Here is a 24533-nt window from a genome sequence, read left to right as displayed (position 1 = left end):
AAATGAGTTTGGTCATTATTGTACTAGCCTATTTAATCGGATCTGTACCATTCGGTTTAGTAGTTGGAAAAATATTTTACGGAGTAGATATTCGTCAACACGGTAGTGGAAATCTTGGTGCGACAAATACATTCCGCACATTAGGTAAAAAAGCAGGCATTATTGTAACGCTTGGAGATATTTTAAAAGGAACACTAGCAGCTTCTCTACCTGTATTATTCCATTATCATGGAATTCACCCTTTAATTATCGGCCTAGTTGCTGTTGTTGGTCATATGTACCCAATATTTGCCGGTTTTAGAGGTGGTAAAGCGGTAGCAACCTCTGCAGGGATCTTGTTATATGCATCGCCACTACTTTTTATCTGCTTAATTATTATCTTCGCAATTAGTTTAAAAACAACAAAGTACGTTTCACTTTCGTCAATGTTAACAGCTTTTATAGGTACAATTTTAGCTTTTATAATGGAATACACAGGACTAATTAAAGACAATGGGTATATAATAACTTATATTTTGATTGTACTTACAATCTTTGTCGTATATAAACATCGTCCAAATATAAAAAGAATTAAAGAAAAAACAGAACCAAAAGTAAAATTTTAAAAGCAAGATTAGAGATTGAAGATTAATGTTCTTTTCGTCTCTAATCTTTTTTTCATTCATGCTGTTTTTGCTTCTTCTATCGCTTATTCCTGTCCCATCGCCTTCTCGTATGCTTCATACCAGTCAGGGAACATTTTCTTAAATTTAATCGGTCTAAAAGTTTCTTTATGAACAAGGACATGAGTTGAATTTCCTATACAGCAAATATCGCCTTCTTCATTAACGATTTCATATTCATAGATCACTTTAAGTGGTGTAAGTGATTTTATTTTTGTTTTTACTTTAGCAGACTGTCCATATCGTAGACTTTTCTTGTATGAAACATTCAAATCAATCACTGGAGAAATAACACCTTGTGATTCCATTTCTGCATAATTAAAGCCCAAATCTTTTATTAATTGAGTTCGTCCAATTTCAAACCATACTAAGTAGTTTGCATGGTAAACAACACCCATTGCATCTGTTTCTGCATATCTTACTTCAACTAATTTTTCTGAAATTAACATATATTCACCTCTTATTCTTCTACAGAATACTTTACCAAAAAATTAATAATTGTTCTATTTTTTAACTTATCCTAAATGTTATAATTTTCTTATAATAAATTAATAATTTTCTAACAATAGAAATTTGGAGGTCGATCTTCTTGAAGGTTCTAGTGGGCTCAATCTTAATCATCCTTCTTTTTTTATTCGGGGTATGGCTTCTTCTTTCTCCTACATTTGAAAAAATTGGTGAGAAATCAGCTAAAGTAAAAAATATTTTAAAAGATAAGGGGGACAAACATAATGGAAATTCGTCCAAATGAAAAAAGGAAATCATTTTTTAGCCGTAAACTAATTGGAGGAATCATTGCAGGTATTGCACTGATCTTAATTGTAGCAATTCCAACTTTATTTATTGAAAAAATTACACCTGGTTATGTAGGGGTTGTCTATTCACCAAATGGAGGTATTCAGAAAAATACCTTATCACAAGGTTGGAATTTTGTAGGTTTATTCGATAAAGTTACTGAATATCCAGTCCGACTTCGTACTGTAGAATATAAAGACGTTGCATTAGCTACTTCAGACGGTAAAAGGATTGAAATGGATTTATCATATACATATAAAATTGATCCTTCTAAAGTAGTATCAATGTTTAACGAGTTTGGACCTGTGTCAATCGAAGAAATTGAGGATACATATTTAAAGAAACGTTTACAAGATGCAGCCCGAATAGCCGTATCAAAATACACAGTTTTACAATTATACGGCGAGAAATCAAGTAATGCCTCAGCTGATATAGAAACAATCTATAAAGACGATGTAAAAGTACTTGGTTTCTTTGTTGAAAATTTAACACTAGGAACGCCTAAACCAGACGCAAAAACACAGGATGCAATTGATGCACGTGTTCAGGCTGCCCAAGAAAATGATCGTAAAAAAATTGAACTTGAAACGGCTAAAATAGAGGCAGAAAAGAAAAAAGTAGAAGCAAAGGCTGATGCCGATTCACAACTAATCCGAGCACAAGGTCAAGCAAAAGCGAACCAAGTAATCCAAAAAACATTAACCAATGAATTAATTGAATACAAAAAAGCAGAAAAATGGGATGGAAAACTCCCTACTGTCTCAGGCAGCAACTCAAATATCATTCAATTCCCACTTGATCCAAATAGTGATAAAGAATCAAAAAAATAAATATTTCTCCTAAAAACCTAGCTTTTGGCTAGGTTTCGGTTTGTATACGAAATCCCAAAAACTTGATTTTCAGACTGATTGCGAGCGCTTGTCTTTCGAGGCGCGAAGACTGATGAGGAGCGGAGTTACCTTTGACGGTAATGAGCACCGCAGGCAGACGAAGCAACGAAGAAAGCGAGCGTTTGTCAACAGTCTGAAAGCTAGGTTTTTTATTTTCAAAATCAATTTGCTTTTCCACCTATTCTCTTCTAATCCAAACTCTTTGGCATATATTTAATAGAGACGAATATCTACGTTTAATGGAAGGAGATAAACTTGATGCAAATTCATGTTGTAAAAAGTGGAGAAACAGTAATGAGTATTGCAGATTTTTATGGAGTTGAACGCCAAGCACTCATTAATTCAAATGCTCTTGTAGCTCCTTATAAAATAATAAAAGGTCAATCGCTTGTTGTACCAACTACAGGAAACGAATATTTTGTTCAACCCGGTGATAATTTATATGATTTAGCTTTAACCTATGGTGTAACATCAAGTCAAATTGCAACTTTAAGTGGAATTAGTCCGTATGCTTCATTAAATGTCGGCCAAAAGCTACATCTTCCACCACGGAAAAAAAGAAATATCGAATCAATTGGTTATTTACAACCTACTTCAAACCCAATAAAACCAGCACTTGAAGAATCAGCTCGAACAGAAGCTAAATATTTAACGTATTTAGCACATTTTAGCTTTGATGCAAAAAGAGATGGTACACTATCAGAACCGCCGCTTGGAAACATTCCTCAAATCGCAAAGGATAATCGCTGTATCTATATGATGGTTGTCTCAAATCTTGAAAATGGACAGTTTTCAACATCACTAGCTACCGATATATTACAAAGTCCAGCAGTTCAAGATAAACTGATAAATACAATTATAACTACTGCTAATAAATACGGATTTAGAGAAGTAAATATAGACTTTGAAGACGTTGCTTCAACTGATCGTGTAGCTTATATTAATTTTTTAAATAAAGTAAAATCAAGGCTACCACAAGGATTCATATTGAGTGCTACTTTAATACCAAAAACAAGTTCACACCAAAAAGGTAGATTTTACGAAGCGCATGATTATGCTAACATAGGTAAAGTTGTGGACTTCGTTGTAATCATGACATATGATTGGGGTTGGCAAGGCGGGCCACCAATGGCCGTATCACCGATTGATCAAGTTCGTAAAGTAATCAACTATGCAAAGACGGTAATTCCTGTACCAAAAATTGTAATGGGCCAAAATTTATATGGATTTGATTGGAAAGTTCCATTTAAACAAGGTACTATGGCTAAAGCATTAAGTGCTGAAGCTGCTACAAATTTAGCAATTCAAATGACAAACGAAATTCTTTTCGATAACAAAGCTAGAGCACCTCATTTCCGATATACAGAATCAAACGGTCAAAAACATGAAGTTTGGTTCGAAGATGCAAGATCAATTCAAGCTAAGTTTAACTTAATAAAAGAAGAGAATATACGTGGTATATCATATTGGAAATTAGGATTACCATTTATTCAAAATTGGGAGCTTCTTGAAGCTAATTTTAATATAGTTAAGAGAGCATAAGAAAAGCTAGGTATTTATGAGGCTAACTCTAAATACCTAGCTTATTTTTTTAATCAGTCATTCGTATTATTAAATGCTTGTTCGTCTTTTAGTTCACTTTCTAGTGCTGCGATAGATTCTTCGCGACGTTGATTTTTAGCTAATGCATTTTGACGATCTTGTTCATTTCCGAATTTCATTGAAGCTTCTGCTTCGTTAATATTTTCCCTCGTGTTGTTTATATTATCTTGAATTTTTTTTGCATTATCACTACGATCATCTGGCTTCGGTGTATTTGTATATTCCATCATAAATCACTCCAATTTAAAATTTGTGTTATGGATTTTACCCGTTATCTACAATTGGTTGTTTGCCAGTAGGATCTTTATACTGCATTTGTTTACCCTTATTCCCACCAGCTGCTTTGTTTTGAGTACCTATATGATTTGGTACAAAATCTTTAGGATGTTTTTTTGGATTTCCCATTTTATCGCCCCCTAGCGATAGTATGAGTTTTGTTGCTGTAAATATGTAAAAGGAAATTAAAAAATGACCGATTTTGACAACAAAAAAAGAAGGAAATAATTCCTTCTCTCAGACTGCCCGACAAACGCTCGCTTTCTTCGTTACTTCGCCTGTATGCGGTGTTCATTACCGTCTAGGGTTCCGCTCCTCACTTGGCTTCGTGCCTCGAAAGACAAACGCTTACAATCAGTCAGAAAATCAAGCTTTTAGTATTTTGTCTACAAACTAAAAGAAGGAAATAATTCCCTTCTCATTGTCTATAAATAAAATTCAATTTTCGAAAATGACTAATTTACTCCGCTTTAGCTTTTCTTTCTAAACGTTCTTCTAGTCGATCATATATTTTATTCAAAGCTTCTTCATCATTTAATAGTGAATTTTTATTTTCAAGAATTAATTCTTGAAACGATTTATGTCTTTTCTTTCTCAAAACAATCACCTCTTCTTTTTATGTTGTTAGTATTGCCAAAAAAAAGAGTTTTCTTACATTTTAGTAAATTTTTTCTTATTTTAAAAATGCATTTAATTGTTTTTCAGTTAATGGCCCAATTTGCTTAAAAACTACTTCTCCATTCGGGTTAATAAAGTATGTAGTTGGTATAGAAATCACACCATATTTACGAAAATTATCACCGTTTTCATCAATTAAAATTCTATAATTCATACTATTTTTATTAACAAAGTTCTTGATAAAACTTAAATCCTTTTTCTCACCAATATAATCTGCAACACCGATCATTTCAATATCCTTATGCTCTTGATGGAATTTCTCTAAAGCTGGTATCTCATCCTGACAAGGAGGGCACCAAGTAGCCCAAAAGTTTAAGATTACTTTCTTACCTTTAAATGAAGATAAATTAACCTTCTTTTCATCTAAAGTCATCAATTGTATATCAGGTGCCTGCTGTCCAACTTGAACACCTAATTTTTGAATTGAAGCAATATAGGCATCATTATTATTACTGACTTTTTTCTCTTCTTCTTTTTTCTCATATAATTGAAAAATTGAATATCCCAACGCAACTAAAAGTATCAGCACAGGAATTACTTTTTTCATACAAATCACCCTTTTAATGAACTATCTCTATTTAACCATAATAAATACAAAAGTGGAACAAGCTCGCCTATGTTCTTAGACAATATCTCTTGTGATTAGCTTGTATATACTTATTCCATTCAAATTATCTTAATATAGATCCACTTTTATTATATTTTTTACATGAATGCTCTATTAATTCGTAATTTTTTTATCCATTTAGTACATTTTTGTGTAGGGTTAATCGTTTCTGTTTGTTTAATTACTGATATGCAGTTTTTAATTGTGATTTTTGGTTTTTATTTGGGATTCTACAGATTTAATTGCGGTTTCTGGTTTTTATTTGGGATTCTACAGATTTAATTGCGGTTTCTGATTTTTATTTGTGATGCCATCTTTTAATTGCGATTCAACGTTTTTAATTGCGATGCCATCTTTTTAATAGCGATTCAAAGATTTTAATCGCTATCCACTTACCCAAACAAAAAAAACACGGTCCAATAAAGACCGTGTTTTCTATACAAATTAATGAGTTACTTTAGAATTATTTAATTTATCACGTAATACCATTTGTAAGATACCACCATGACGGTAGTAGTCAATTTCAACTTCGCTGTCGAAACGAGCAACTACTTCAAATTCAACAGTTGTACCGTCTTCTTTTGTTGCAGTTACTTTTACAAGATCACGTGGTTTAACATTCTCATCTACATTAACAGCAAATACTTCTTTACCATTTAATCCAAATGTTTCAGCATTTTCACCATCTTTAAATTGAAGAGGTAAAACACCCATTAATACTAAGTTACTTCTGTGAATACGTTCGAAGCTTTCAGCAAGAACTGTTTTTATACCTAAAAGATTTGTTCCTTTAGCAGCCCAGTCACGAGAACTTCCCATACCGTAGTCATTTCCAGCTAAAATCATTAATCCAGTACCATCTTCTTTATAACGCATTGCTGCATCATAAATTGACATTACTTCGCCAGTTGGCCAGTAAGTAGTGTATCCACCTTCTGTACCTGGAGCGATTTGGTTACGGATACGGATATTAGCAAATGTACCACGCATCATTACATCGTGGTTACCACGACGAGAACCGTATGAGTTGAAGTCTACAGGTTTAACACCTTTACTTTGTAGGTAAAGTCCTGCAGGAGTTGTTTTACCAATTGAACCAGCTGGTGAAATGTGGTCAGTTGTTACTGAATCACCGAATTTACCAACGATTTTTAAACCAGCTAATGGTTTAACTACGCCTGGCTCTTTTGATAATCCTTCAAAGAATGGAGGATTTGCAATATAAGTTGATTCGCTATCCCATTTGTATAATGAATCATCAGTTGTTTGAATTTCGTTCCAACGTTTGTTATCTTCAAATACTCTTTCGTATTCTTTTTTGAATAATTCAGGAGTAACTGTAGATGCAACTACTTCTTGAACTTCTGCAGATGTTGGCCAAATATCTTTTAAGAATACATCGTTTCCATCTTTATCTTGACCGATTGGCTCAACTGAGAAGTCGATATTTACATTACCTGCTAACGCGTAAGCAACTACTAATGGTGGTGATGCTAAGTAGTTACCTTTAACTTGAGGATGAATACGTCCTTCGAAGTTACGGTTACCAGAAAGTACAGAAGTTACTAACATATCATTTTCAGCAATAGCTGTTTCCATTTCAGGTGCTAATGGACCTGAGTTACCGATACATGTAGTACATCCATAACCAACGATGTTAAATCCTAATTGATTTAAGAAAGGAATTAAGCCAGCTTCTTGTAAATATCCACTAACAACTTTAGATCCTGGAGCTAATGAAGTTTTTACATAAGCAGGTACTGTTAAACCTTTTTCAACAGCTTTTTTAGCTACTAAACCAGCACCTAACATAACGTATGGGTTTGAAGTATTTGTACAACTTGTGATTGCTGCGATTGCTACTGCACCAGTTTTAAAAGTTGTTTCAGTACCGTTTTCAAATTTAACGTTTACTTCTTTATTTAATGTTTCATCAGTTAAACCGAATCCTGCATTACCCATTGGAGCAGAAACTGCTGCTTGGAATGCTTTTTTCATTTCAGATAATGGGATTAAATCTTGTGGACGTTTTGGACCAGAAAGATTTGATTCAATTTCTGAAAGATTGATTTCTACTAAATCAGTAAATGTAGGATCTTCTAAGTCAGCTGTATAGAATAAATCATTAGCTTTGCAATAAGCTTCAACTAATTGAATTTGCTCTTCAGAACGACCTGTTAAACGTAAGTAGTTAAGTGCCTCAGCATCAACTGGGAAGAATCCACATGTTGCACCGTATTCAGGAGCCATGTTTGCAATAGTAGCACGGTCTGCTAAAGGCATGCTTTGTAAACCTGGTCCAAAGAACTCAACAAATTTATTTACTACACCTTTTTTACGTAAAACTTCAGTAACTTTTAACGCTACATCAGTTGCAGTTGTTCCACTTGGTAAAGCACCGATTAATTTAACACCGATAACTTCTGGAACTGGGAAATATGATGGTTGACCAAGCATACCTGCTTCAGCTTCAATACCACCTACACCCCAACCTAATACACCAATACCATTAATCATAGTAGTATGTGAGTCAGTACCCACTAATGTATCAGGGAATGCAACAACTTCACCATCTTCATTTGCAATTGCATGTACTACATTTGCTAAGTATTCTAAGTTAACTTGGTGTACGATACCAGTTGCTGGTGGAACTGCACGATAGTTATTAAATGCTTTTTGAGCCCAGCTTAAGAATTGGTAACGCTCTTCGTTACGAGAAAATTCTAAATCCATATTGAAATCTAATGCATCCACTGAACCAGCTTTATCAACCATTACAGAGTGATCAATTACTAGATCTACTGGAATTTCTGGATTAATTACTTCAGGGTCTCCACCCATATCAGCCATTGCCTTACGTAATGAAGCTAAGTCAACTACAGCTGGAACACCTGTGAAGTCTTGTAAAATAACACGAGAAGGTTTAAACGGAACATCTACATCTTGTAGCTCGCTTGTTCCCCATTTTGCTAAATTTTCAACATGATCTTTTGTAATTACTCTTCCATCTACTTGACGAAGAACTGACTCTAGTAACACTTTAATCGAATAAGGTAATTTACCGATTTTAGCTACTCCAGCTTCCTCAATTGCTTTTAAGCGATAATAATGATAAGTTTTATCGTTCGCAGTAAATGTCGAACGAGATTGGAAAACGTCATTTTTCCCCATGTGTTCTTCCCCCTATTAAGCAAAAAATGTCTGAATATATTTTATATCCAAACTTTTCAATACCTTACAATAATATATTATTACAATGTATATCATAAGTAAATAAGAAGTAACTTATCATTTGCAATAAGTATTACTTATGACCTTTAAAACAATTAGTTCATTTAATAATCTTTAACTCAATTATATCATCATTTAAATCCATAGATTTTAATTGAGTTTTTAAAAGTTCGTGAACAAGATGTGAACATAATGTGATTTTTGTTAACGTGAGACTTAAAATGTGTGAACCAATATAAAGACTCCTAAATCTGTCTAGGAGTCTTATATTTATATATTTATTATAACACCTTCTTGATATTTCACTCTGAATACACCCAATAAATTAAAAAGAATATTTTATCCTTATTCAAAATTTTTCATTAAATCGTTTGCAGATTAAAATAAAATCACTTGTAGGAAAGTATTAATTTTATAATATTGTTTTTCTAGTTAGCAGCCTAATCCAGAATATCTTCAAATTTTTCTAGTGTTAATTCTTTACCCATACTCGTTGCATAACTCATTAGTCCGCAATACATGTAAATTTCAATGTCATCGGGATCTAAAATTTTCAATTGATTCATCAATTTGAAGTGAGTATTACCAGACATCGCTTTTAATTGCTTTAGTGCTTTATGTCCGAGGTCTATCCATATTGATTTTGAGCAAAAGAAAAAGACCACAAAAATGTAGTCTCCTAGCTATTTTTTCTTTTGGGATGCACTACAAAATCCAGAGAATTTCTTTATAAGGCTGGGTATTTTAGTTTCCTTTTTATTAGCACTATTAGTAATAAACATATTGGGATAATAATTTGAAGAGGTATCTGTAGTAAAAAGGGGACAACATCACTTGCTTCATTACGTAATGCAAGATAATTCGTTGTCATCCACATTGAACAAACTAACATAATAACGGAAGTAGGATAAACTAATTGCTTACTTTCCTTAATGCCAAATAAATCTGCTGTTCCTGACACCGCACAATAGAAATAAATAGTAATCTTCACGAAATAATTACATACCGAAACTACTATAATAAAGGTATCCAATCTTTGAACAAAATCAGCAATACTAATATAACTAACAGCTGTAAGAAGTGGATATATGCTTCTTTCTATGTCAGAAACGCCCATTATGGAAGTATTTAACATTGAAGATAAAGTCAATATAAGCCCAGAAAATAGATAGGATGCTATTCCTACCTTTACTACTTTCTTTTGTTTATTTAAATATGGCAAAATCATTGTAAAGGTAAATATCTCACCAAAAGGATTTGAAATTAATATCGGAGTTGCCTTTAACACCGGTTTCCATCCACTTTCTAATACAGGTCTTAGATTATTAATATTGATTAAGCCAGAAATAATTTCTAATCCAATAATTATAAAAGTAATAAACATTATAAATAAAAAAATAAATTCATTTGCACGTGCAAATGTTTCAATTCCTTTATGACTTGCATATATGACTACAATCATCATTAATATTCCAATCGAAATACGTGATGAAGCATTATAAAGAGTAATAACCATTAACTCCTCAAAATTACGCAAAACTCGTGCACCTATATAAATAAAATATATTATATAGATTAGTGCTAACAATTTTCCAACATATTTACCTAAAATATTTTGTATATATTTTGTAAATGGTACATCAGGAAAAAATGAATATAACTTTATATATACAAAAAATAATAGACACCCCATAGTAAGTCCTATTAATAAACTCATCCATGCATCTTGCTTGGCTAAAGAATAGATTTCAATTGGTGGCGATGTACCATTAATAAACATAAAAATCATACATAATAATTGAAAACCACTTACTTTCAATTTACGATTCATTACAGTACCTTCATAATACTTACTTCCTCTATATTCTTTTTTAATGCATGTTTATTTTTACCATTTAGAATCTAAATTATGATTTATATTACAAAAATACCCTGTATCCGGAATGGACACAGGGCTTATTTATAATGCAAATTTAGCTTCAACTTACACTCTTTATTATGACACCTTTAATTGACTGATTGTATTTTCTGTAACGACTGGCTTTCCTTTCCCATTTAGTAATCTGTTTAAAATTGGGATCTTTTTAATGAAAAACGATAGTGAGATAGGGATTATTAATCCAAATGCAAAGTATATGGACCAATGTATCGTTCCTACAACATAAAGTTTATCTATAAATTTCAATGTTGCGATAGCAAATCCAACATGGAAAATTAAAATTATTAAGGATTCTCTACCTAAAAAAGTAAAAAACTTTGTCGGTAATTTCATTTTTGACAACAATTTTGCAAACGATAATGTTGCAATGCTTCCGGAAATGCCTGCTGTATAAAATATAAAAAAGTTATTATAAATCCTATTGTTCATATCTGCATCGTTGATATAAGTAGCAATTCCGAATATTATTAAAGATAAAATTGATACAATTCCAATTGGTTTTATTTTATTTAATAACTGATATTCCTTAAATTTATTCCCTAAATACATGAAAAGAAGAGCTACTAAAGCGATATCTAAACCCCATGGTAAAAAAACAAAACGACTTATACCATAGCCAATAAATCCAATAATTAAGTAAAAACCTATTTGGGTGTAAACATTAAAATCACCAATTATTTTTTGTGAGTAACAATAGAGTAATTGAACACAAAATAAACAAACTAAAAACCATAACGGTACATTTAAGCTTAACCATCCATTAGCTCCATTTCCATATAAAATGCCAACAAGAGGCTTATACCATATAAATTCAGTTCTTAAAGGATCTGCAATTTTTAAAATTAACCAGTAAAAATAAGATAATATCCCTACTGTAAAATAAGGTACAAGTAAAGCATAAAATTTGTTGATCCATAATAGACGCGTATCATTTAAGTACTTCTGACTACTAAAAAGATACCCTGATACTAAAAAAAACAATGGCATTCTAAAATCTCTTAATATGTTATTTAACCAGATTGGAATAGCCGTATGTCCCATTACTACCAGTAATATAGTGATCCCCCTTGCAATGTCTATTTCGATAAATCTTTTCATCTGTATCCTCCTGAAATGCTTCAAGCACCAATAATAAGTTTTTTGTCCAATAAACATCATATTGGAGGATTTGAATTTTTACAATCTTATATTTTTTTTTATACTCCATTCGTTAAAAACTGCCTTTTTCGTAATGTAAGCTATATGTAACGTTATTCCAATATGATTTGATTAGTCGCATATTAAAACAAACCCTGTACAATACTTATACAGGGTTTGAACTAGATTTTATTTTTACAATTTGAAACTTTGAATGTTATTTTACTAAATTTAGTAATAAGATTTTACCTTTTCTTAAACAAATAATTTTGCCCAAGTTTTTGGGCCAACTTTTCCATCTACGGTCAGGCCATTTTTCTTTTGAAAATTCCTTACCGCCCGATCCGTAATAGGACCGAATATACCGTCTGCTGTAATTCCTAATTCTTTTTGAACTAATTTAACACTATTTCCTTTTGAACCTGATTTTATGATCGTTCCTGGATATGCAGGTGGTTTAGCTTCCAATGCTTTATCAGTACCATATCCTTTGTATTCAAATTGTAAATGTGGCTCATCTACAAAGCTACTCCAGTCCCCACCCCATGTGAAGCCAATGGATTTTGCATAATTAATAGCCGATTTAAACGGTTCAGAATTGTATGAGTTCCACCCTTCTTTACCATTTACAATCGGAACAAAGTCTAATGCTTGACCTACAATATGATATGACTTTCTAGTTTGGGACTTGCCATTATCAACTAGTTCTTCTTGTCGTTCTCTTGTTCGAGTCGTTTCGTAAATTAAAACATCGATATTATTTTTTATACAATAATTGTACCACTTTAATGCTGCTTGCTTTGTATTTGGAGCTAACTTATTTATATTTGATAAATTTCTTTCGTGATAAGTTGGATTTGTCATTTATGATTTCCCCTTTTAAATAAATTTAAAAAGCCAACCTACTTAGGAAGACTTATCCCGTAAAATAACTTCGCTTGCTTTTAATAAACAATCAAACATACACATAAGCCAATATATTCACAAAATTGAAATACGGTTTGAATAAATAGTCTAAAAGATATCGTTTTTTTCTCCTGGACATGTCTTTAATCCTGTTAGTTTTTTATTTCTTGTTCAATCTCGTCAATTCCAGCAACGACAAACATAAAAAAACACCTTTATAAGGTGCTGACATTGAACAATTTATCATTACGTTCACATTAATTACCAAAAAAATTTTTAGGGTACTATAAAAAATATAGGAAAGAATATCGATTATAAAAGGTAATTTTCAAACCTATTCCAAAAATATGTTTACGAAAATGGCCTTATATAAGGAGGAATATCATGTCTAGACGTAAAAATAATTCTGGCAGCGGAATGTCAGCTTCAATCGAGCAAGGAAAAGCTGCTGGTTTTAATGAAGAAACTGCACAAGAGCCACTTTCAGCAGATTATAAGTTAAACAATAAAAAGACGAAAAAAAGACAATAAAAAAATAGCAAGCAATTTATAAGAATTGCTTGCTATTTTTTAATATTTTTTGATCATTACTCAAAATCATCTTTTCGCTTTCGTAAAATACCTTTGTTCAATGTCGATTGAGGCATTAAATAAATAATATCTCCTGTTCTTTTCGTATCTCTATTAACATTACTTTTTCTACGATTATAGTATAGGAAAAAATTAATCACATTTTTTTGTCTCTTATTATATTGAACTTTCTTGAACAAGAGATAGAGTAAGATCACACCCGAATATATAAGACAAACTGTTAGTACTTGCATAATCAGTATCAGTCTCCTCTTTCATTTTGACTATTACTAGTATTGGTCAAATTACTTGTTTCATACATCAAAAGAGTCAGACAAACTAAAAAAAATTAACTTTTACTCTATTAATTTCTTAGATTTAATTGTTGTTTGTCGTTTTTTATTATGAAAAATAATTTTCTCAACATTCAATTTTTAGTATTAATATTAGATAAATTAAATCATTAGAAATACCTCCCTTTCATTAATTTATTTATATATATGGAAAATGGTTATCGAAAATTATTAGAAAAAAATGATTAAAACGCTTTCAATTATAAATTAGTAAATATTTCTTTTCGGCATATTTTTTCGCTTACGACTAAAGCTATTCTTAAAGGAAGGTGACAAGAATGACAAACAAATCATCAAAAAGAAATAGCCCTATCGATCATGAAAGTGGACAACCAAAACCATTAAGCGGTTCTCATAAAGTAAAGAACCAAAATCATACAAGACAGAAAAAACATAGTAGCCACGACATGTAATTTAAATTAGTTAGTTATAATGGAGGGTTTAATTTGAAGAATAAGCAAAGTACTTTCAATTCTAATTTTAATAAGAATGTAAAGCCTGATGGACTCGATGTTGAGTATTCAGCGGAATTAGCAGATCATGAGGATATAGAGGCTCAAGAGCGTTCAGCTCAAGCAGATGCACGTGTAAAGAAAAAAATGTAATTTGCTATACAAAAAAGGTATGCGATAATTCCGCATACCTTTCTTAATTATTTGTTTATTTCAGCGTCAATAGCTGCTTTAATTGATTCTAAGCTAGGGTTGTCCACTGCTTTACCATTTACAAATATTGTAGGTGTTCCGTTAACACCATAATGGTTTGCAATTGCAACGTCGTTTGCAACTTGTTTCATTGCATCTTTTTTGTATAAATCTTTTTTAAATTGTTTTTCATCTAAATTCGGAATAACAGATTTCGCAATACTTGCAAGTTTATCAGGTGTAGCCCAAGTAGTTGTTTCATCTTCTTGTTTTAAATAGATTTGCTCTTGAAACTTCCAAAATGAATCTTTATGAGTTTTATAAACTACTTCTGATGCAAGTGCAGCTAAATTTGAATCTTTCGAAATAAACGGATAGTTAATAAATGAAAAATTGATTAAACCATTATCAATATAATCGGCTTTAAGTTGAGGAAAAACTACTTTATTCCATTGAGCACAAATTGGACATTTATAATCACCAAATTCAACTACTTCAACTTTTGCATTTTTATTGCTAAATGTTGGTTGATCCTTCGTGTCAAACCCATCAACTTTTACTTGATTTACTCCTGCAATTGCTGGATAAACTTCTTCAGTCTTTTTATCTTGCAATTTTGAAACTAAAAATAATGCTCCAACTAAAACAACTATTCCAACAAATACAGAAATAGCAAACGTTTGATTACCATTAGATTTTTTCTTTTTACTCATTAGTGCTATATTCCCCCTACAATTATGTACTGTACATCATTGTAACATAAACTAAAGTAACCTAACTATTCATAACACTTGTAATTGAAAATTATTCTTAATTAAAGTTTTAAATACTTATTAATGTCCATTAGTAAATTAAGATATTGCAATTAGAAGTTAAAAAAAGGCAGTCAAAGTAAACAACTTTTAGGAACTCTAAAGGAACAATTGCACTGAATTAGTTGCATAAGAAATACGTTAAATATTTTTTATATTTGTTTTAATTCTAGCAATCCAAATGGGTTAAAATACAAATCCTCTTGATCATATCTATCATCATTAATTGCAGTTATCTTTAATACATGACCGTCTTCGCTGATACTAAATGTTTCACCATTATTAAAAGTTGGGTTCTCAATTATATTATAGAAATTAAAATTATTTAAAATGTCAGCTGCTTCTATAGGGTCAATTGTAGACGGAGTTACAACGTCTGGCAGACAAAATGCCTTCATACCACATGAGAAATAACACTCCTCTCCTCCAATTAGAGTGACAAAATGTGAATAGAGAGGAAATATCTCATTATTCGAATTAAGTTCGTTCCACTCCTTTTTTGTATAAGCAACACCAGAAGATTCAATTTTAATGGCTAATCCTCCTGCTTTTAATAAGGCATCCCCTACATCTTCAACTTCTTTTACATCTTCTATATTTCCTACATCTGCAATTATATATATGGTATAAGTTTGTTATCTAGTAATGATTGTTGAAAGGAATCTCTGCATGCATAAATGAATGATTCCTTTAGATTTGGTTCATGATCATAGACTTCAACTTGAAATCCAATGTTTTTTTGTGCGTTATGTATGATATTTCCAGCCAGCAAATAACCTTCACTTTTAGTAGCAACGGTCTGTATTAATTCAGTTCTATTTTTCCAAATACCAGGAATTCCAATAATAATTTGCGATTCAGTCATAAATATTTGACCACTTTTAAGTTTAATAAGTATATATTGGTTATTCTTAATGATTCGATTGAATCATTCTTTGCACCGCATTTTAGCGGCTCGCGAACTTCAAGTGTTGAATGCTTTCGTTCAATCGTGTTTTACTCATTACGAAAATCGTAAGTTTGATTTGGAACAATTAGTTTATGACCATTTATTATCACAGTGTTATTCTTTATCCATTTTATATTTGCTTTCTCTTCATGATAATTCCAATAAATGTTTTTAGGTTTAATATCTTTTTTGTTAAAGATTAATTCTCCCCTAATAGCATAGTCTGTTGTTGCTCCTCCGCTCGATACGTACGCTTTTAAAGTATAATCTTGATTTGGAGACTTAATTTGTTCGATTAATTTACCTTTTGGAATATAGCTTAAAGTAGGTGGTGCGAAGAATGTCATATAAATATGGTATGAAATCCAAATTAGAACAGGTAATAAAATTATTATTAATCCAATCGTTATTTATCTATATTTCTTAGCCAAAAGTTCTCCCCCAGATGGACGTTTTATTAATTAATATAACATATAATCATTTGTTTCCTATGCAACTATCCTGCCATTTCCTCGAAAAAAAAAAAGCTACCGAAGCAGCTTAAAGGTTCTTCAACTATTGCATGCGTTAAATCGATAAGTTATCTTATTTAACCTGCTTACCATCTTTTTCAAAATACTCATATTCAAACCTAAAATCATGGCCATTTAGGGGCTTAGGCATATTTTCTAATTTAATTAATGAGGCAGATTTTGGATGTAAGTTAAATACAAATTCTTTTGTTGATTCACCAATAACTGTTAATTTCATTGTTGTAACAGTTGTATCTACGTTTGTAACGATAAGTACGTGATCCATTTTCATGACTTTTCCTAATTTAATAAAAAAAAACGCATGAGAAGCATTTGTACGACTTTCACTATATGTCATTTTATAGTTTCCATCTTTATTTTTAAAGAAATGTATATATCCTGGAGAATTATTATATAGGAATGCAACGGTTCGGTCATTGCCATTATTAGAATCAAAAATTTTTAGGATTTCAATTGTATCTTTACTTTCATTACCTTTAATTGATTGAATACTTTTTACAATATTTTTTTCATTATTTCCATTCTTTTGAAAAGAAGTTCTTATGAAAAAGCATAGTGCAAAAAGTATTAACACAGCTAAAAAAATGATGCCTTTTTTTGATTTAAGCATAACACTCCTCCTTTATTATGTTTTTTCAAAAGGTGGGGATTAGCTATACATTCAGGCTTATATAGCAGTGTTTTCAGTAGAAAAACTACTTTAGATACTATTATTATGCAAATAATCTGACTTATACCACATTAAAAATAGCCGCATATTTGATGTGATTTTACTCTTTCGTTTTCCCAAAAAAATGTGTAGGAAACACCATACTGTTTGGATTCATTAAAAGGTTATCCTACATCAAATCCAAGGTGTTCCTTAAATGAACAAATACCAAATCACCAAAAGCACAACCAATCTAAACTTGAGAATAAAGAATGTCGCTTTTTTCATCTGAATGTTGATCGTCTCCTGTATGATCTACAGGAAGCATGAAATCTCGACTTACATAAACTTTTTTTATAATCATAGTCTAAATATGTTATTAAATCGGGTTTCACTTAATAAAGACTTCACTATTTTACAAAACAAAAAGCCAAGTCTACATTTAAATAAACTTGGCTTTCATTTATTAATTATTTTTATTTACTAAAATAATCAATTCTTCATCAAATATTATGTCAGAATTTAAATTTAAAAGTTCACTTATAAAGGCTTTTGGATTTTCGAGGGTTAACATAATTGGTTGTACTGACTCGTTAATATGAATTAATAAGGTTATTATTTCTTTATTTTTTCCAAAAACTTCGACTAGTTGCTTTATTTCTGTAATATCATTGACCTTCAGTTTAACTGTTAGAATGCCTTTATGAATAATAATTTCATCCTGGATTAAGACAATATCACTTCGAATTAGGCGGAAAGCTGTAATACTTAAAACAATAACGACTACAGCGATTTGCAAATAAGTCTTAATTTCATTTCCATTTCCTACTAGCATTGATATTAACTTGTACAGAATGACTAGGAATATTGAGCTTGCGGCCAAATAAAATAAAACACTCAGAAAAGTAAAGTGAGAAGAGAATTTAGTTTGTTTCACATTCTTTCGCCTCCTCTACGACTTTTTTCTTTATTTTTTCTACTATATGATTCAAATACTTAAAATGAAACTAGTACTTAAAAATAAATGGTCATTTTTTGACAAAAAACATATGTACTTGCTTGATACTTGTCATATTTTCTTACTATAATAGTGGTATGTTTACCTAATACAAGGAGGATACATATGTTTTCGTTCTTTTCTCAAATTATGATTGTCTTATGGACAATTTTCTTGTTAGGAATGATGTCAATCGGCGGATACTTTATGTTCAGAAAGTTTTTAAAAAGATTACCTAAAGAGGATGGGAAATCGATTTTAGATTGGCAGGAAGAATATTTACAACAAACAAGACATTTATGGTCAACTGAACAGAAAGAATTACTTGAAGAATTAGTAAAACCTGTTCCAACTTTATTTAGAGATATAGCTCGAGATAAAATAGCAGGAAAAATTGGTGAGTTAGCTCTAATAGCTAACGCTCCGCAAATTACACAAGGTTTAATTATTGAAGGTTATATCAAAGCAACCCCTAAACGTGATCATGCATTTTTAGTTAAAACATTGAAGAAAAAAGAAATTGATTTTACTGATTATAAGCATTTACTTGCAAAATAAAAACGTGTACCGATAAGGTACACGTTTTTTCATGTAATAATTGTATTTGATGGAAGCTGTCTTCTCATTTTTTGATATGATTTGTACATTGCTAAGCGCCAAGGAACAATCATTGAAAATGCTAATAAGAAGAACATACCACTTAATTGGCCTACATCGATTGATGAACTTAAATATAACTTCATCACGATTCGAACTACTAATAAACCAAGTAAGATAAAGACAAATGCTTTTGATCTTTTTAAATAAATTTCATTATCTACAATTTCAAATTTAGACGTTTTAATTAAAAATAACGAAAAAAATACTCCCATACAAACAGCTTCTAATACTTCAGAACCAGTTAATCTAAACTCAGGTACTAAGTACATTAAAGCTCCACTACTCATAAAAAATGGAGGTAAAATTATTTTTTTTAAATTTGTTGGCTTTTTAGCAGCTTTTAGTCTAACGACAATAACACCTAAAGCCATACAAGTTGCTAAAACTGTGCTAAAAATTATACTCATATCTTTACTCATTTTTTTCACTACCTTTTTCTCATTCTTAAAGAATAATAATACTTATATGCTGATACTTATTAATACTGTTTTGTGAATAAAAAGCACTTAATCTTTGCAACCTTTGTTCTTTAATTATTATATAATACTGCTTCTACCACATCGATTGCAAATCCAATTACTTCAAATCCTGCATTTTTTTACATTGGAAAAATAATGTTTAAAATCCAGTAAATCCACCAAAAAATCTAGTAAAATAAATTGTAATTTTAGTTAACCAATCAAAATATAACATGATTCCCATTATGATCATGAGATATCCACCAAAAACGACGATTTTATGTGAATACTTTTTAATCCAACCTAGCGAGCCTAAATAAAAGGATAAAACAAAAAATGGAATAGAAAATCCAAATGTGTATGCTAACATATAGAATAAACTTGAACCTGGATTACTAACTGCAAGGGCAAATACTGAAGTTAAAATTGGTCCAGTACAAGGTGTCCAACCTGCCGCAAATGCTAATCCAATTAAAGTAGAACCTAAAAATCCTGAAGGACGTTTTGAAAATTGAAATCTACGATCATTCATTAAAAACTTCGGCTGAAATATACCCGTTACGACTAATCCTAAAAATACAATTAAAATCGCACCAACTTGACGAATAAAGTCTTGATAACGCATAAAAAAAGAGCCAATTATGGAAGTGCTAAAACCTAAAACAATAAAAATAATTGTAAAACCTAATAAAAAGAACAAAGTATGTAGTAAGATTTTACTTTTATGTATTCTTTTTTCATTTTGTAAATCACTTAAAGATACCCCTGTAATATACGATAAAAACGCTGGATAAATCGGTAGACAACATGGAGAAATAAAGGAGAGAAATCCCGCTCCAAATGCAATACCAATATTTAAATCCCCCATTAACTTACATCCCTTCCCATCTTTACATTCTAGTTAACATTATAACAGAATTGCTTTTTATTTAGTATTAAAAGTAGTTAATAGACCGTATCGTACACATATTTTAAGAACCTCTAATAATTCATTAATTACCAAAAATTGTAGAATAGTGATTAAAATGGAATATTTTCTCTTAAGTTTCGGCACACTTGTTAATAAACTAAATTATTATTAAGGTGGAAAAATGTTTAAAAAAATATGGCCAAGTATGTTTTTATTATTAATCCTTATCATTTATTATTGGAAAATATTACCTATAATTTATAAATTTCATGAATAAGTCAAAAATTTTTTATAGCATTTCAAAAAACTCCTCTTTTTTTTAACTTCAAATGCACTTTAATTTTAAAATTAAAAAAGTGCTTAAATATAAAAAAATATATTTTTACTATTATGAAAATTTTCTCATTTTTATAGTATAATCATATGACACTCTTTGATGGCCAACCAATTTTCAACAATACATAAGCATGTATACGGAAATATAAGGTAAAGGAATGATTTTCAAAAGCTGTCATCTCAACGTTCTAATTTTACTAAAGGATATTTTAATTGAAGGGAGTTTATAACTTAACATGTCTACTGTTTTGCAACAATCAAAAACTACACACACAAAAGCGAATCGTAGTAAGGAAATGAAGGACGGATTTTTAGCGTCTGTTCCTTTAATTATTGGCTATTTACCAGTTGCTTTTACATTCGGATTAATTGCAAAGCAAGCTGACATTGATGTACTAAATACTCTTTCATTTAGTGCGCTTGTATATGCTGGAGCTAGTCAGTTTATGGGATTATCCATGTATTTGGCAGGAGTTAGTTTTTTCCAGATCTATATTGCTACATTTATTTTAAATTTTAGAAACTTTGTTATGAGTCTATCATTTAATCATCAATTTAAAACCCTACCATTTTGGCATAGAGTCTACTTATCTATCACACTAACAGATGAAAATTTTGCTGTTACTACTTTAGGTAAAAAAAGCAATTCAGCAGGTTATTCATCCACTTATTTGATTACATTACATACAATTGCTTATTGTACATGGATAAGCGGTACTATTTTAGGGGTTGTTTTTTCTAAACTTATTCCAAAGATTATTAGTGAAAGCATGGGAATATCTTTATACGCTATGTTTATCGGGTTACTAACCCCAGCCATTCGTACAAATTGGAGAGCGTGTTTAATCGTATTAGTGAGTATGCTTCTAAATTTCATCCTTTCTTCTTTTTTAAGTCAAGGTTGGTCATTAATTTTGTCTTCCATTCTTGCTAGTTTACTTGCAATTGTATTAATGAAAGGAGATCACAAAGAATGATTGTCTTTTTACTTGTTATAGGAATGTGCTTAGTGACTATGATTCCCCGTATTATTCCAGTATTTATTGTTGATCGGATTCAATTTCCAAACTGGGTATCCTCTTGGTTAAAAGGCGTTCCATATGCTGCATTGGGTGCATTAATTTTTCCAGGAATATTAAGTGTTCAAAAAGGAAATATGAGTGTCGGACTGATTGGTGGATTAGTTGCAATTATCTTATCATTACTTAGATTACATATCATTTTCGTTGTTTTTGGAGCAATAGGAACGGTTTTAGTGATGAAACTTTATTTTATTTAGTTATTATCTATTCATAAGCTAGTCTAAATAATAAACAGCGTGAAGAAAAACAACCTTGTCGATTAAATTACCAAATTTTCGTAAAAGGAGTCGAATGATGTTGACTTCCACTACAGGATGCTCGCTTTCCATGGGGCGAGACCTGAGCCTCCTCGGCAAGCCTGCGGGGTCTCAGCCTTCCCGCTTATCCCATAGGAGTCGAGCACCCCTCCGTTCCAATCAACTTATTCATCAAAATACAAACTGCAATAAAACCTTATCAAATAGCCTTTACTTAGAGTATCCTAACTGTTGTATATTAATCTGCTTGTAGGTCAATTAATATCGAACATTAATTAAACTAATCAACTAATTTGTTTTTCTAAAATATAGCTCATAATATTTTTAACTACCGAAAAAATTCATTACTAGTGACTATTGGAACATGAATTTCTCAAACATATTAACATTTAAAACCATTAATAGATCATCCAAAAAAATGATAATTTCATCATTAAATAAATGTTCAGATAATCTCTATTTTCCCTATTGACCATTTTATATTTCAATACTCAAAAAAAGTCGCAATAATATGCGACTTTTTCTTTTTTAAATTTATTTATCTGAAGTACCAAATTTATCAGCTAATTTTGCTACATCAGGTATTCCAAGTCCTGTAGCTTGGTTATAAAGCGTGCCTGGTGTACCAGAATAGAATAGATTATCGTTTTCAGCACCTGATTTGTTTAATGGTGTGAAAGGCGATGAGCTTTGTTGTGCGAAGCGGTAAATTTGCGGATTCCAGAAACCAACTTGAGTGTGATCTGCACTATTAATTAGCGCCGATAAACCATTCAGTTGAGGTGATACGAAACTAGTTCCGCCAAATACAGCATATCCAGAATTTGAACCTGGTTTACCTGGATCACTTAAATACACATAATATCCAGTGTATGGATCTGCAGCCATTGATAAATCTGGAAGGTTACGGCCTGTACCTTGTCCAGAAATAACAGTAGGTTGTTTGTATGTGACATTTGATAAATCTGGTGAAATAGTAAACTCATCTATTGCAGTAAAACTGTTAACTCCACTAACTCCTTTTTGATAGTCTGGAGTTTCAAAATGAGTACTGAAACCTCCACCACCACCATTAACTAAGTTAGCATCTGGTAGTTTTCTAGCTTTGTAATAATCATGTAAATAATCCCATCCCCAAGCACGTTCTTCACCTACTTTAACATCAACACCTGTTGAGCTAGAGTGGAATTGGAAAGGTAATGTCGTACCACCTGCTACAGTGATGTAAGGACTTGCTGCTGGGAAATCCGCTGTCAGTTTAAATACTTTATCTGTACCTCTAGTTTCATCATAAGCACCTGCATCACCAGCTGCTGCAAACATCGAAATACCTTGTGCTGCTGCTTGCATAAATAGTTGATTAAATGTATCTTCGTACTCTGGTGCTTCCATTTGTTGCTGTACGTATGAATCAATACTCAATTCACTTGAACCCCAACTTACTGAAATTTGTTTTGCTACATTATCATTAATTGCATTTGAAAATGCATCTACAAATCCAGTATCTGAGTTTGGACCTACATACACATTCATATTTGCATCAGGAGCAATTGCACCTGATTGCTGAACATCTAAAGTAGTTTCTTCATAGCCATCCCATCCAGAACCGCCATCTACTTCAGTTACTTTAATACGGTTAGGCTTTGTTTGAATCCCCATATTATCCCAGAATTTATAAGCATCATCTGTATTAAATTCTGCTAAGGTTACAATACCGATTGTTTGGCCAGCACCATCTGCGCCCTTTTTATAAAGTGGATTAACATTGTAATGACTTTGTAAATCCTGTGGTGTTAAACTAAGAGGACCAGTTGGTACATCCTTCTTATCAATAATTGTTGGTTGTTTAACAGCTCTTGATTCTAAATTTGAATAATTATTTAAACCTAAAATACATAAAATATTATCTGAAATTACTTTTGGTAAAGTTGGCTTCTTTTTAGTAGAGTGAATTTTTTTTCCTTTATAACTAGCATTTTCTAATTCTACATTTAATGCTTTGTTTAATTGAGCTACTGTTCCTGTTGCTGTAATTGTTAAATTATTTGCATGTACATCAGCTTTAATACCATATGATTGCAGGTAAGACGTAACGGAATGGATATAAGCTGGATTTGGTGCATATTTAGCTTTGAATTCATCAACACTTAAATATTTACGATAATGAGGAGAATATGGTGTAACTGTTTCTTTTATATATTTTTCTAACGCATCTTTGTTTTGAAGTTTCAAAACAAAATCGATTGATAAAGTAGTATTAGGATCCATGTCTCCAAAATAGTTAGTTCCGTCTAGTACAGCAGCCCCTGTCCCTTGGGCTACTTCCTTATTTACTTGTGCAGCTACTTTAAAGGTTGGTGCATTAACTAATAATAAAGAACTTGCCGCTGCTACTGTCATTAATGGTTTTTTCCAGTTTTTCAAAGCATATTCCTCCTTGTTGAGTACGTCTAACTTCAATATCGAAAGACTAGTATAGTAGAATAACAATTTAATATCCTTTAATTTTTTATTTAAATTCAAAAATACTAAATCTATTCTCTGTTATCGATTATAATTCTCGAAATAATCTAACAAAAGAAATATTATTCGATACAAAT

Annotated in this window: 29 protein-coding genes and 1 pseudogene; 10 read left to right on the top strand and 20 right to left on the bottom strand. The window is 31.3% G+C overall.

Going from position 1 to position 24533, the window contains the following annotated elements:
• Positions 1-2 precede the first annotated feature (2 nt).
• Entirely contained in the window at positions 3-605 is a 603-nt protein-coding gene (gene plsY, locus AN960_RS22675; protein WP_056476774.1) for a glycerol-3-phosphate 1-O-acyltransferase PlsY, read from the top strand.
• Positions 606-688: 83 nt separating this feature from the next.
• Here plsY and AN960_RS22670 read toward each other — a convergent pair whose 3' ends face one another.
• Positions 689-1111, bottom strand: a complete 423-nt coding sequence (locus tag AN960_RS22670) for an acyl-CoA thioesterase (protein WP_056476772.1) — start codon at positions 1109-1111, stop codon at positions 689-691.
• A gap of 140 nt (positions 1112-1251) precedes the next feature.
• On the opposite strand from AN960_RS22670, the gene AN960_RS24840 reads away from it, so the two are divergent.
• Both AN960_RS24840 and AN960_RS22665 read left to right on the top strand, forming a co-directional pair.
• Positions 1252-1413: a DUF8570 family protein gene (locus tag AN960_RS24840; RefSeq protein ID WP_172795449.1), complete on the top strand. Its 162-nt coding sequence runs from the start codon at positions 1252-1254 to the stop codon at positions 1411-1413.
• Positions 1394-2287: a prohibitin family protein gene (locus tag AN960_RS22665; protein WP_056476771.1), complete on the top strand. Its 894-nt coding sequence runs from the start codon at positions 1394-1396 to the stop codon at positions 2285-2287. The genes AN960_RS24840 and AN960_RS22665 overlap by 20 nt, the downstream gene beginning before the upstream one ends.
• 28 nt (positions 2288-2315) lie before the next feature.
• Here the strand turns inward: AN960_RS22665 and AN960_RS22660 are convergent, their stop codons facing one another.
• Positions 2316-2525: a hypothetical protein gene (locus tag AN960_RS22660; RefSeq protein ID WP_056476770.1), complete on the bottom strand. Its 210-nt coding sequence runs from the start codon at positions 2523-2525 to the stop codon at positions 2316-2318.
• Between the two features lie 77 nt (positions 2526-2602).
• On the opposite strand from AN960_RS22660, the gene AN960_RS22655 reads away from it, so the two are divergent.
• On the top strand, positions 2603-3889 hold the full coding sequence (locus tag AN960_RS22655; RefSeq protein ID WP_056476769.1) for a glycosyl hydrolase family 18 protein: 1287 nt from the start codon (positions 2603-2605) through the stop codon (positions 3887-3889).
• A 53-nt stretch (positions 3890-3942) separates the two neighbouring features.
• On the opposite strand, the gene tlp is transcribed toward AN960_RS22655, so the two are convergent.
• From tlp to AN960_RS22615, 9 genes and pseudogenes are all read right to left on the bottom strand, one after another.
• Entirely contained in the window at positions 3943-4176 is a 234-nt protein-coding gene (gene tlp / locus AN960_RS22650) for a small acid-soluble spore protein Tlp (RefSeq protein WP_056476766.1), read from the bottom strand.
• Between the two features lie 37 nt (positions 4177-4213).
• Positions 4214-4354, bottom strand: coding sequence for an acid-soluble spore protein N (locus AN960_RS22645; RefSeq protein ID WP_056476763.1), 141 nt, complete (start codon positions 4352-4354; stop codon positions 4214-4216).
• A gap of 331 nt (positions 4355-4685) precedes the next feature.
• The gene (locus tag AN960_RS24205; protein WP_082459651.1) at positions 4686-4823 is read right to left on the bottom strand and encodes an FbpB family small basic protein; all 138 of its coding nucleotides are present in this window, start codon (positions 4821-4823) and stop codon (positions 4686-4688) included.
• A gap of 75 nt (positions 4824-4898) precedes the next feature.
• Entirely contained in the window at positions 4899-5450 is a 552-nt protein-coding gene (locus AN960_RS22640) for a TlpA family protein disulfide reductase (RefSeq protein WP_056476758.1), read from the bottom strand.
• 504 nt (positions 5451-5954) lie between these two features.
• Entirely contained in the window at positions 5955-8681 is a 2727-nt protein-coding gene (gene acnA, locus AN960_RS22635; protein WP_056476757.1) for an aconitate hydratase AcnA, read from the bottom strand.
• Between the two features lie 787 nt (positions 8682-9468).
• The gene (locus tag AN960_RS22625; RefSeq protein WP_056476755.1) at positions 9469-10572 is read right to left on the bottom strand and encodes a GerAB/ArcD/ProY family transporter; all 1104 of its coding nucleotides are present in this window, start codon (positions 10570-10572) and stop codon (positions 9469-9471) included.
• Positions 10573-10737: 165 nt separating this feature from the next.
• Positions 10738-11778: an acyltransferase family protein gene (locus tag AN960_RS22620; RefSeq protein WP_056476754.1), complete on the bottom strand. Its 1041-nt coding sequence runs from the start codon at positions 11776-11778 to the stop codon at positions 10738-10740.
• A 294-nt stretch (positions 11779-12072) separates the two neighbouring features.
• A complete protein-coding gene (locus AN960_RS25490) occupies positions 12073-12285 on the bottom strand; it encodes a peptidoglycan-binding domain-containing protein (RefSeq protein WP_390311451.1) in 213 nt (70 codons plus the stop codon).
• Positions 12286-12291: 6 nt separating this feature from the next.
• Positions 12292-12681, bottom strand: a pseudogene (locus AN960_RS22615) (M15 family metallopeptidase); the annotation flags it as partial.
• A gap of 426 nt (positions 12682-13107) precedes the next feature.
• Between AN960_RS22615 and sspO the strand changes: the two are divergent.
• From sspO to AN960_RS24190, 3 genes are all read left to right on the top strand, one after another.
• Positions 13108-13254, top strand: a complete 147-nt coding sequence (gene sspO, locus AN960_RS24200) for a small acid-soluble spore protein SspO (RefSeq protein ID WP_069032362.1) — start codon at positions 13108-13110, stop codon at positions 13252-13254.
• 670 nt (positions 13255-13924) lie between these two features.
• Positions 13925-14059 (top strand): small acid-soluble spore protein P, encoded by a 135-nt coding sequence (locus AN960_RS24195; protein WP_082459649.1) that lies wholly within the window; start codon positions 13925-13927, stop codon positions 14057-14059.
• A 33-nt stretch (positions 14060-14092) separates the two neighbouring features.
• Positions 14093-14251, top strand: coding sequence for a YfhD family protein (locus AN960_RS24190; RefSeq protein WP_082459648.1), 159 nt, complete (start codon positions 14093-14095; stop codon positions 14249-14251).
• 47 nt (positions 14252-14298) lie between these two features.
• On the opposite strand, the gene AN960_RS22605 is transcribed toward AN960_RS24190, so the two are convergent.
• From AN960_RS22605 to AN960_RS22585, 6 genes are all read right to left on the bottom strand, one after another.
• Positions 14299-15003, bottom strand: a complete 705-nt coding sequence (locus AN960_RS22605) for a DsbA family protein (protein WP_056476749.1) — start codon at positions 15001-15003, stop codon at positions 14299-14301.
• A gap of 251 nt (positions 15004-15254) precedes the next feature.
• The gene (locus tag AN960_RS25240; protein WP_286131783.1) at positions 15255-15500 is read right to left on the bottom strand and encodes a DUF4261 domain-containing protein; all 246 of its coding nucleotides are present in this window, start codon (positions 15498-15500) and stop codon (positions 15255-15257) included.
• A 215-nt stretch (positions 15501-15715) separates the two neighbouring features.
• A complete protein-coding gene (locus AN960_RS25235; RefSeq protein ID WP_286131782.1) occupies positions 15716-15967 on the bottom strand; it encodes a hypothetical protein in 252 nt (83 codons plus the stop codon).
• 131 nt (positions 15968-16098) lie between these two features.
• Positions 16099-16443: a DUF5412 family protein gene (locus AN960_RS22595; protein WP_502692568.1), complete on the bottom strand. Its 345-nt coding sequence runs from the start codon at positions 16441-16443 to the stop codon at positions 16099-16101.
• A gap of 193 nt (positions 16444-16636) precedes the next feature.
• Positions 16637-17194, bottom strand: coding sequence for a hypothetical protein (locus tag AN960_RS22590; RefSeq protein ID WP_056476747.1), 558 nt, complete (start codon positions 17192-17194; stop codon positions 16637-16639).
• Positions 17195-17699: 505 nt separating this feature from the next.
• A complete protein-coding gene (locus AN960_RS22585) occupies positions 17700-18170 on the bottom strand; it encodes a hypothetical protein (protein WP_056476744.1) in 471 nt (156 codons plus the stop codon).
• 186 nt (positions 18171-18356) lie between these two features.
• Between AN960_RS22585 and AN960_RS22580 the strand changes: the two genes are divergently transcribed.
• Positions 18357-18788 carry a DUF2621 family protein gene (locus AN960_RS22580; RefSeq protein WP_056476741.1) on the top strand — a complete coding sequence of 144 codons (432 nt, stop codon included), beginning with the start codon at positions 18357-18359 and terminating at the stop codon, positions 18786-18788.
• Between the two features lie 29 nt (positions 18789-18817).
• Here the strand turns inward: AN960_RS22580 and AN960_RS22575 are convergent, their stop codons facing one another.
• Together AN960_RS22575 and AN960_RS22570 are read right to left on the bottom strand one after the other, a co-directional pair.
• Positions 18818-19297: a CcdC family protein gene (locus tag AN960_RS22575; protein WP_056477344.1), complete on the bottom strand. Its 480-nt coding sequence runs from the start codon at positions 19295-19297 to the stop codon at positions 18818-18820.
• A 211-nt stretch (positions 19298-19508) separates the two neighbouring features.
• A complete protein-coding gene (locus tag AN960_RS22570) occupies positions 19509-20216 on the bottom strand; it encodes a cytochrome c biogenesis CcdA family protein (protein WP_056476738.1) in 708 nt (235 codons plus the stop codon).
• Between the two features lie 614 nt (positions 20217-20830).
• On the opposite strand from AN960_RS22570, the gene AN960_RS22565 reads away from it, so the two are divergent.
• Positions 20831-21571: an AzlC family ABC transporter permease gene (locus AN960_RS22565; protein WP_056476735.1), complete on the top strand. Its 741-nt coding sequence runs from the start codon at positions 20831-20833 to the stop codon at positions 21569-21571.
• Positions 21568-21873 carry an AzlD domain-containing protein gene (locus AN960_RS22560; RefSeq protein ID WP_056476732.1) on the top strand — a complete coding sequence of 102 codons (306 nt, stop codon included), beginning with the start codon at positions 21568-21570 and terminating at the stop codon, positions 21871-21873. The genes AN960_RS22565 and AN960_RS22560 overlap by 4 nt, the downstream gene beginning before the upstream one ends.
• 594 nt (positions 21874-22467) lie before the next feature.
• On the opposite strand, the gene AN960_RS22555 is transcribed toward AN960_RS22560, so the two are convergent.
• Positions 22468-24357, bottom strand: a complete 1890-nt coding sequence (locus AN960_RS22555; protein WP_056476728.1) for a S53 family peptidase — start codon at positions 24355-24357, stop codon at positions 22468-22470.
• Positions 24358-24533 lie beyond the last annotated feature (176 nt).

Origin of the sequence: Bacillus sp. FJAT-25509 (assembly GCF_001420605.1) — a bacterium.
In the GTDB taxonomy this organism is placed as follows: Bacteria; Bacillota; Bacilli; order Bacillales; family Bacillaceae_G; genus Gottfriedia.
The sequence above is the reverse complement of the archived record's forward strand: the minus strand, read 5'-3'. Positions and strand labels throughout refer to the sequence as shown.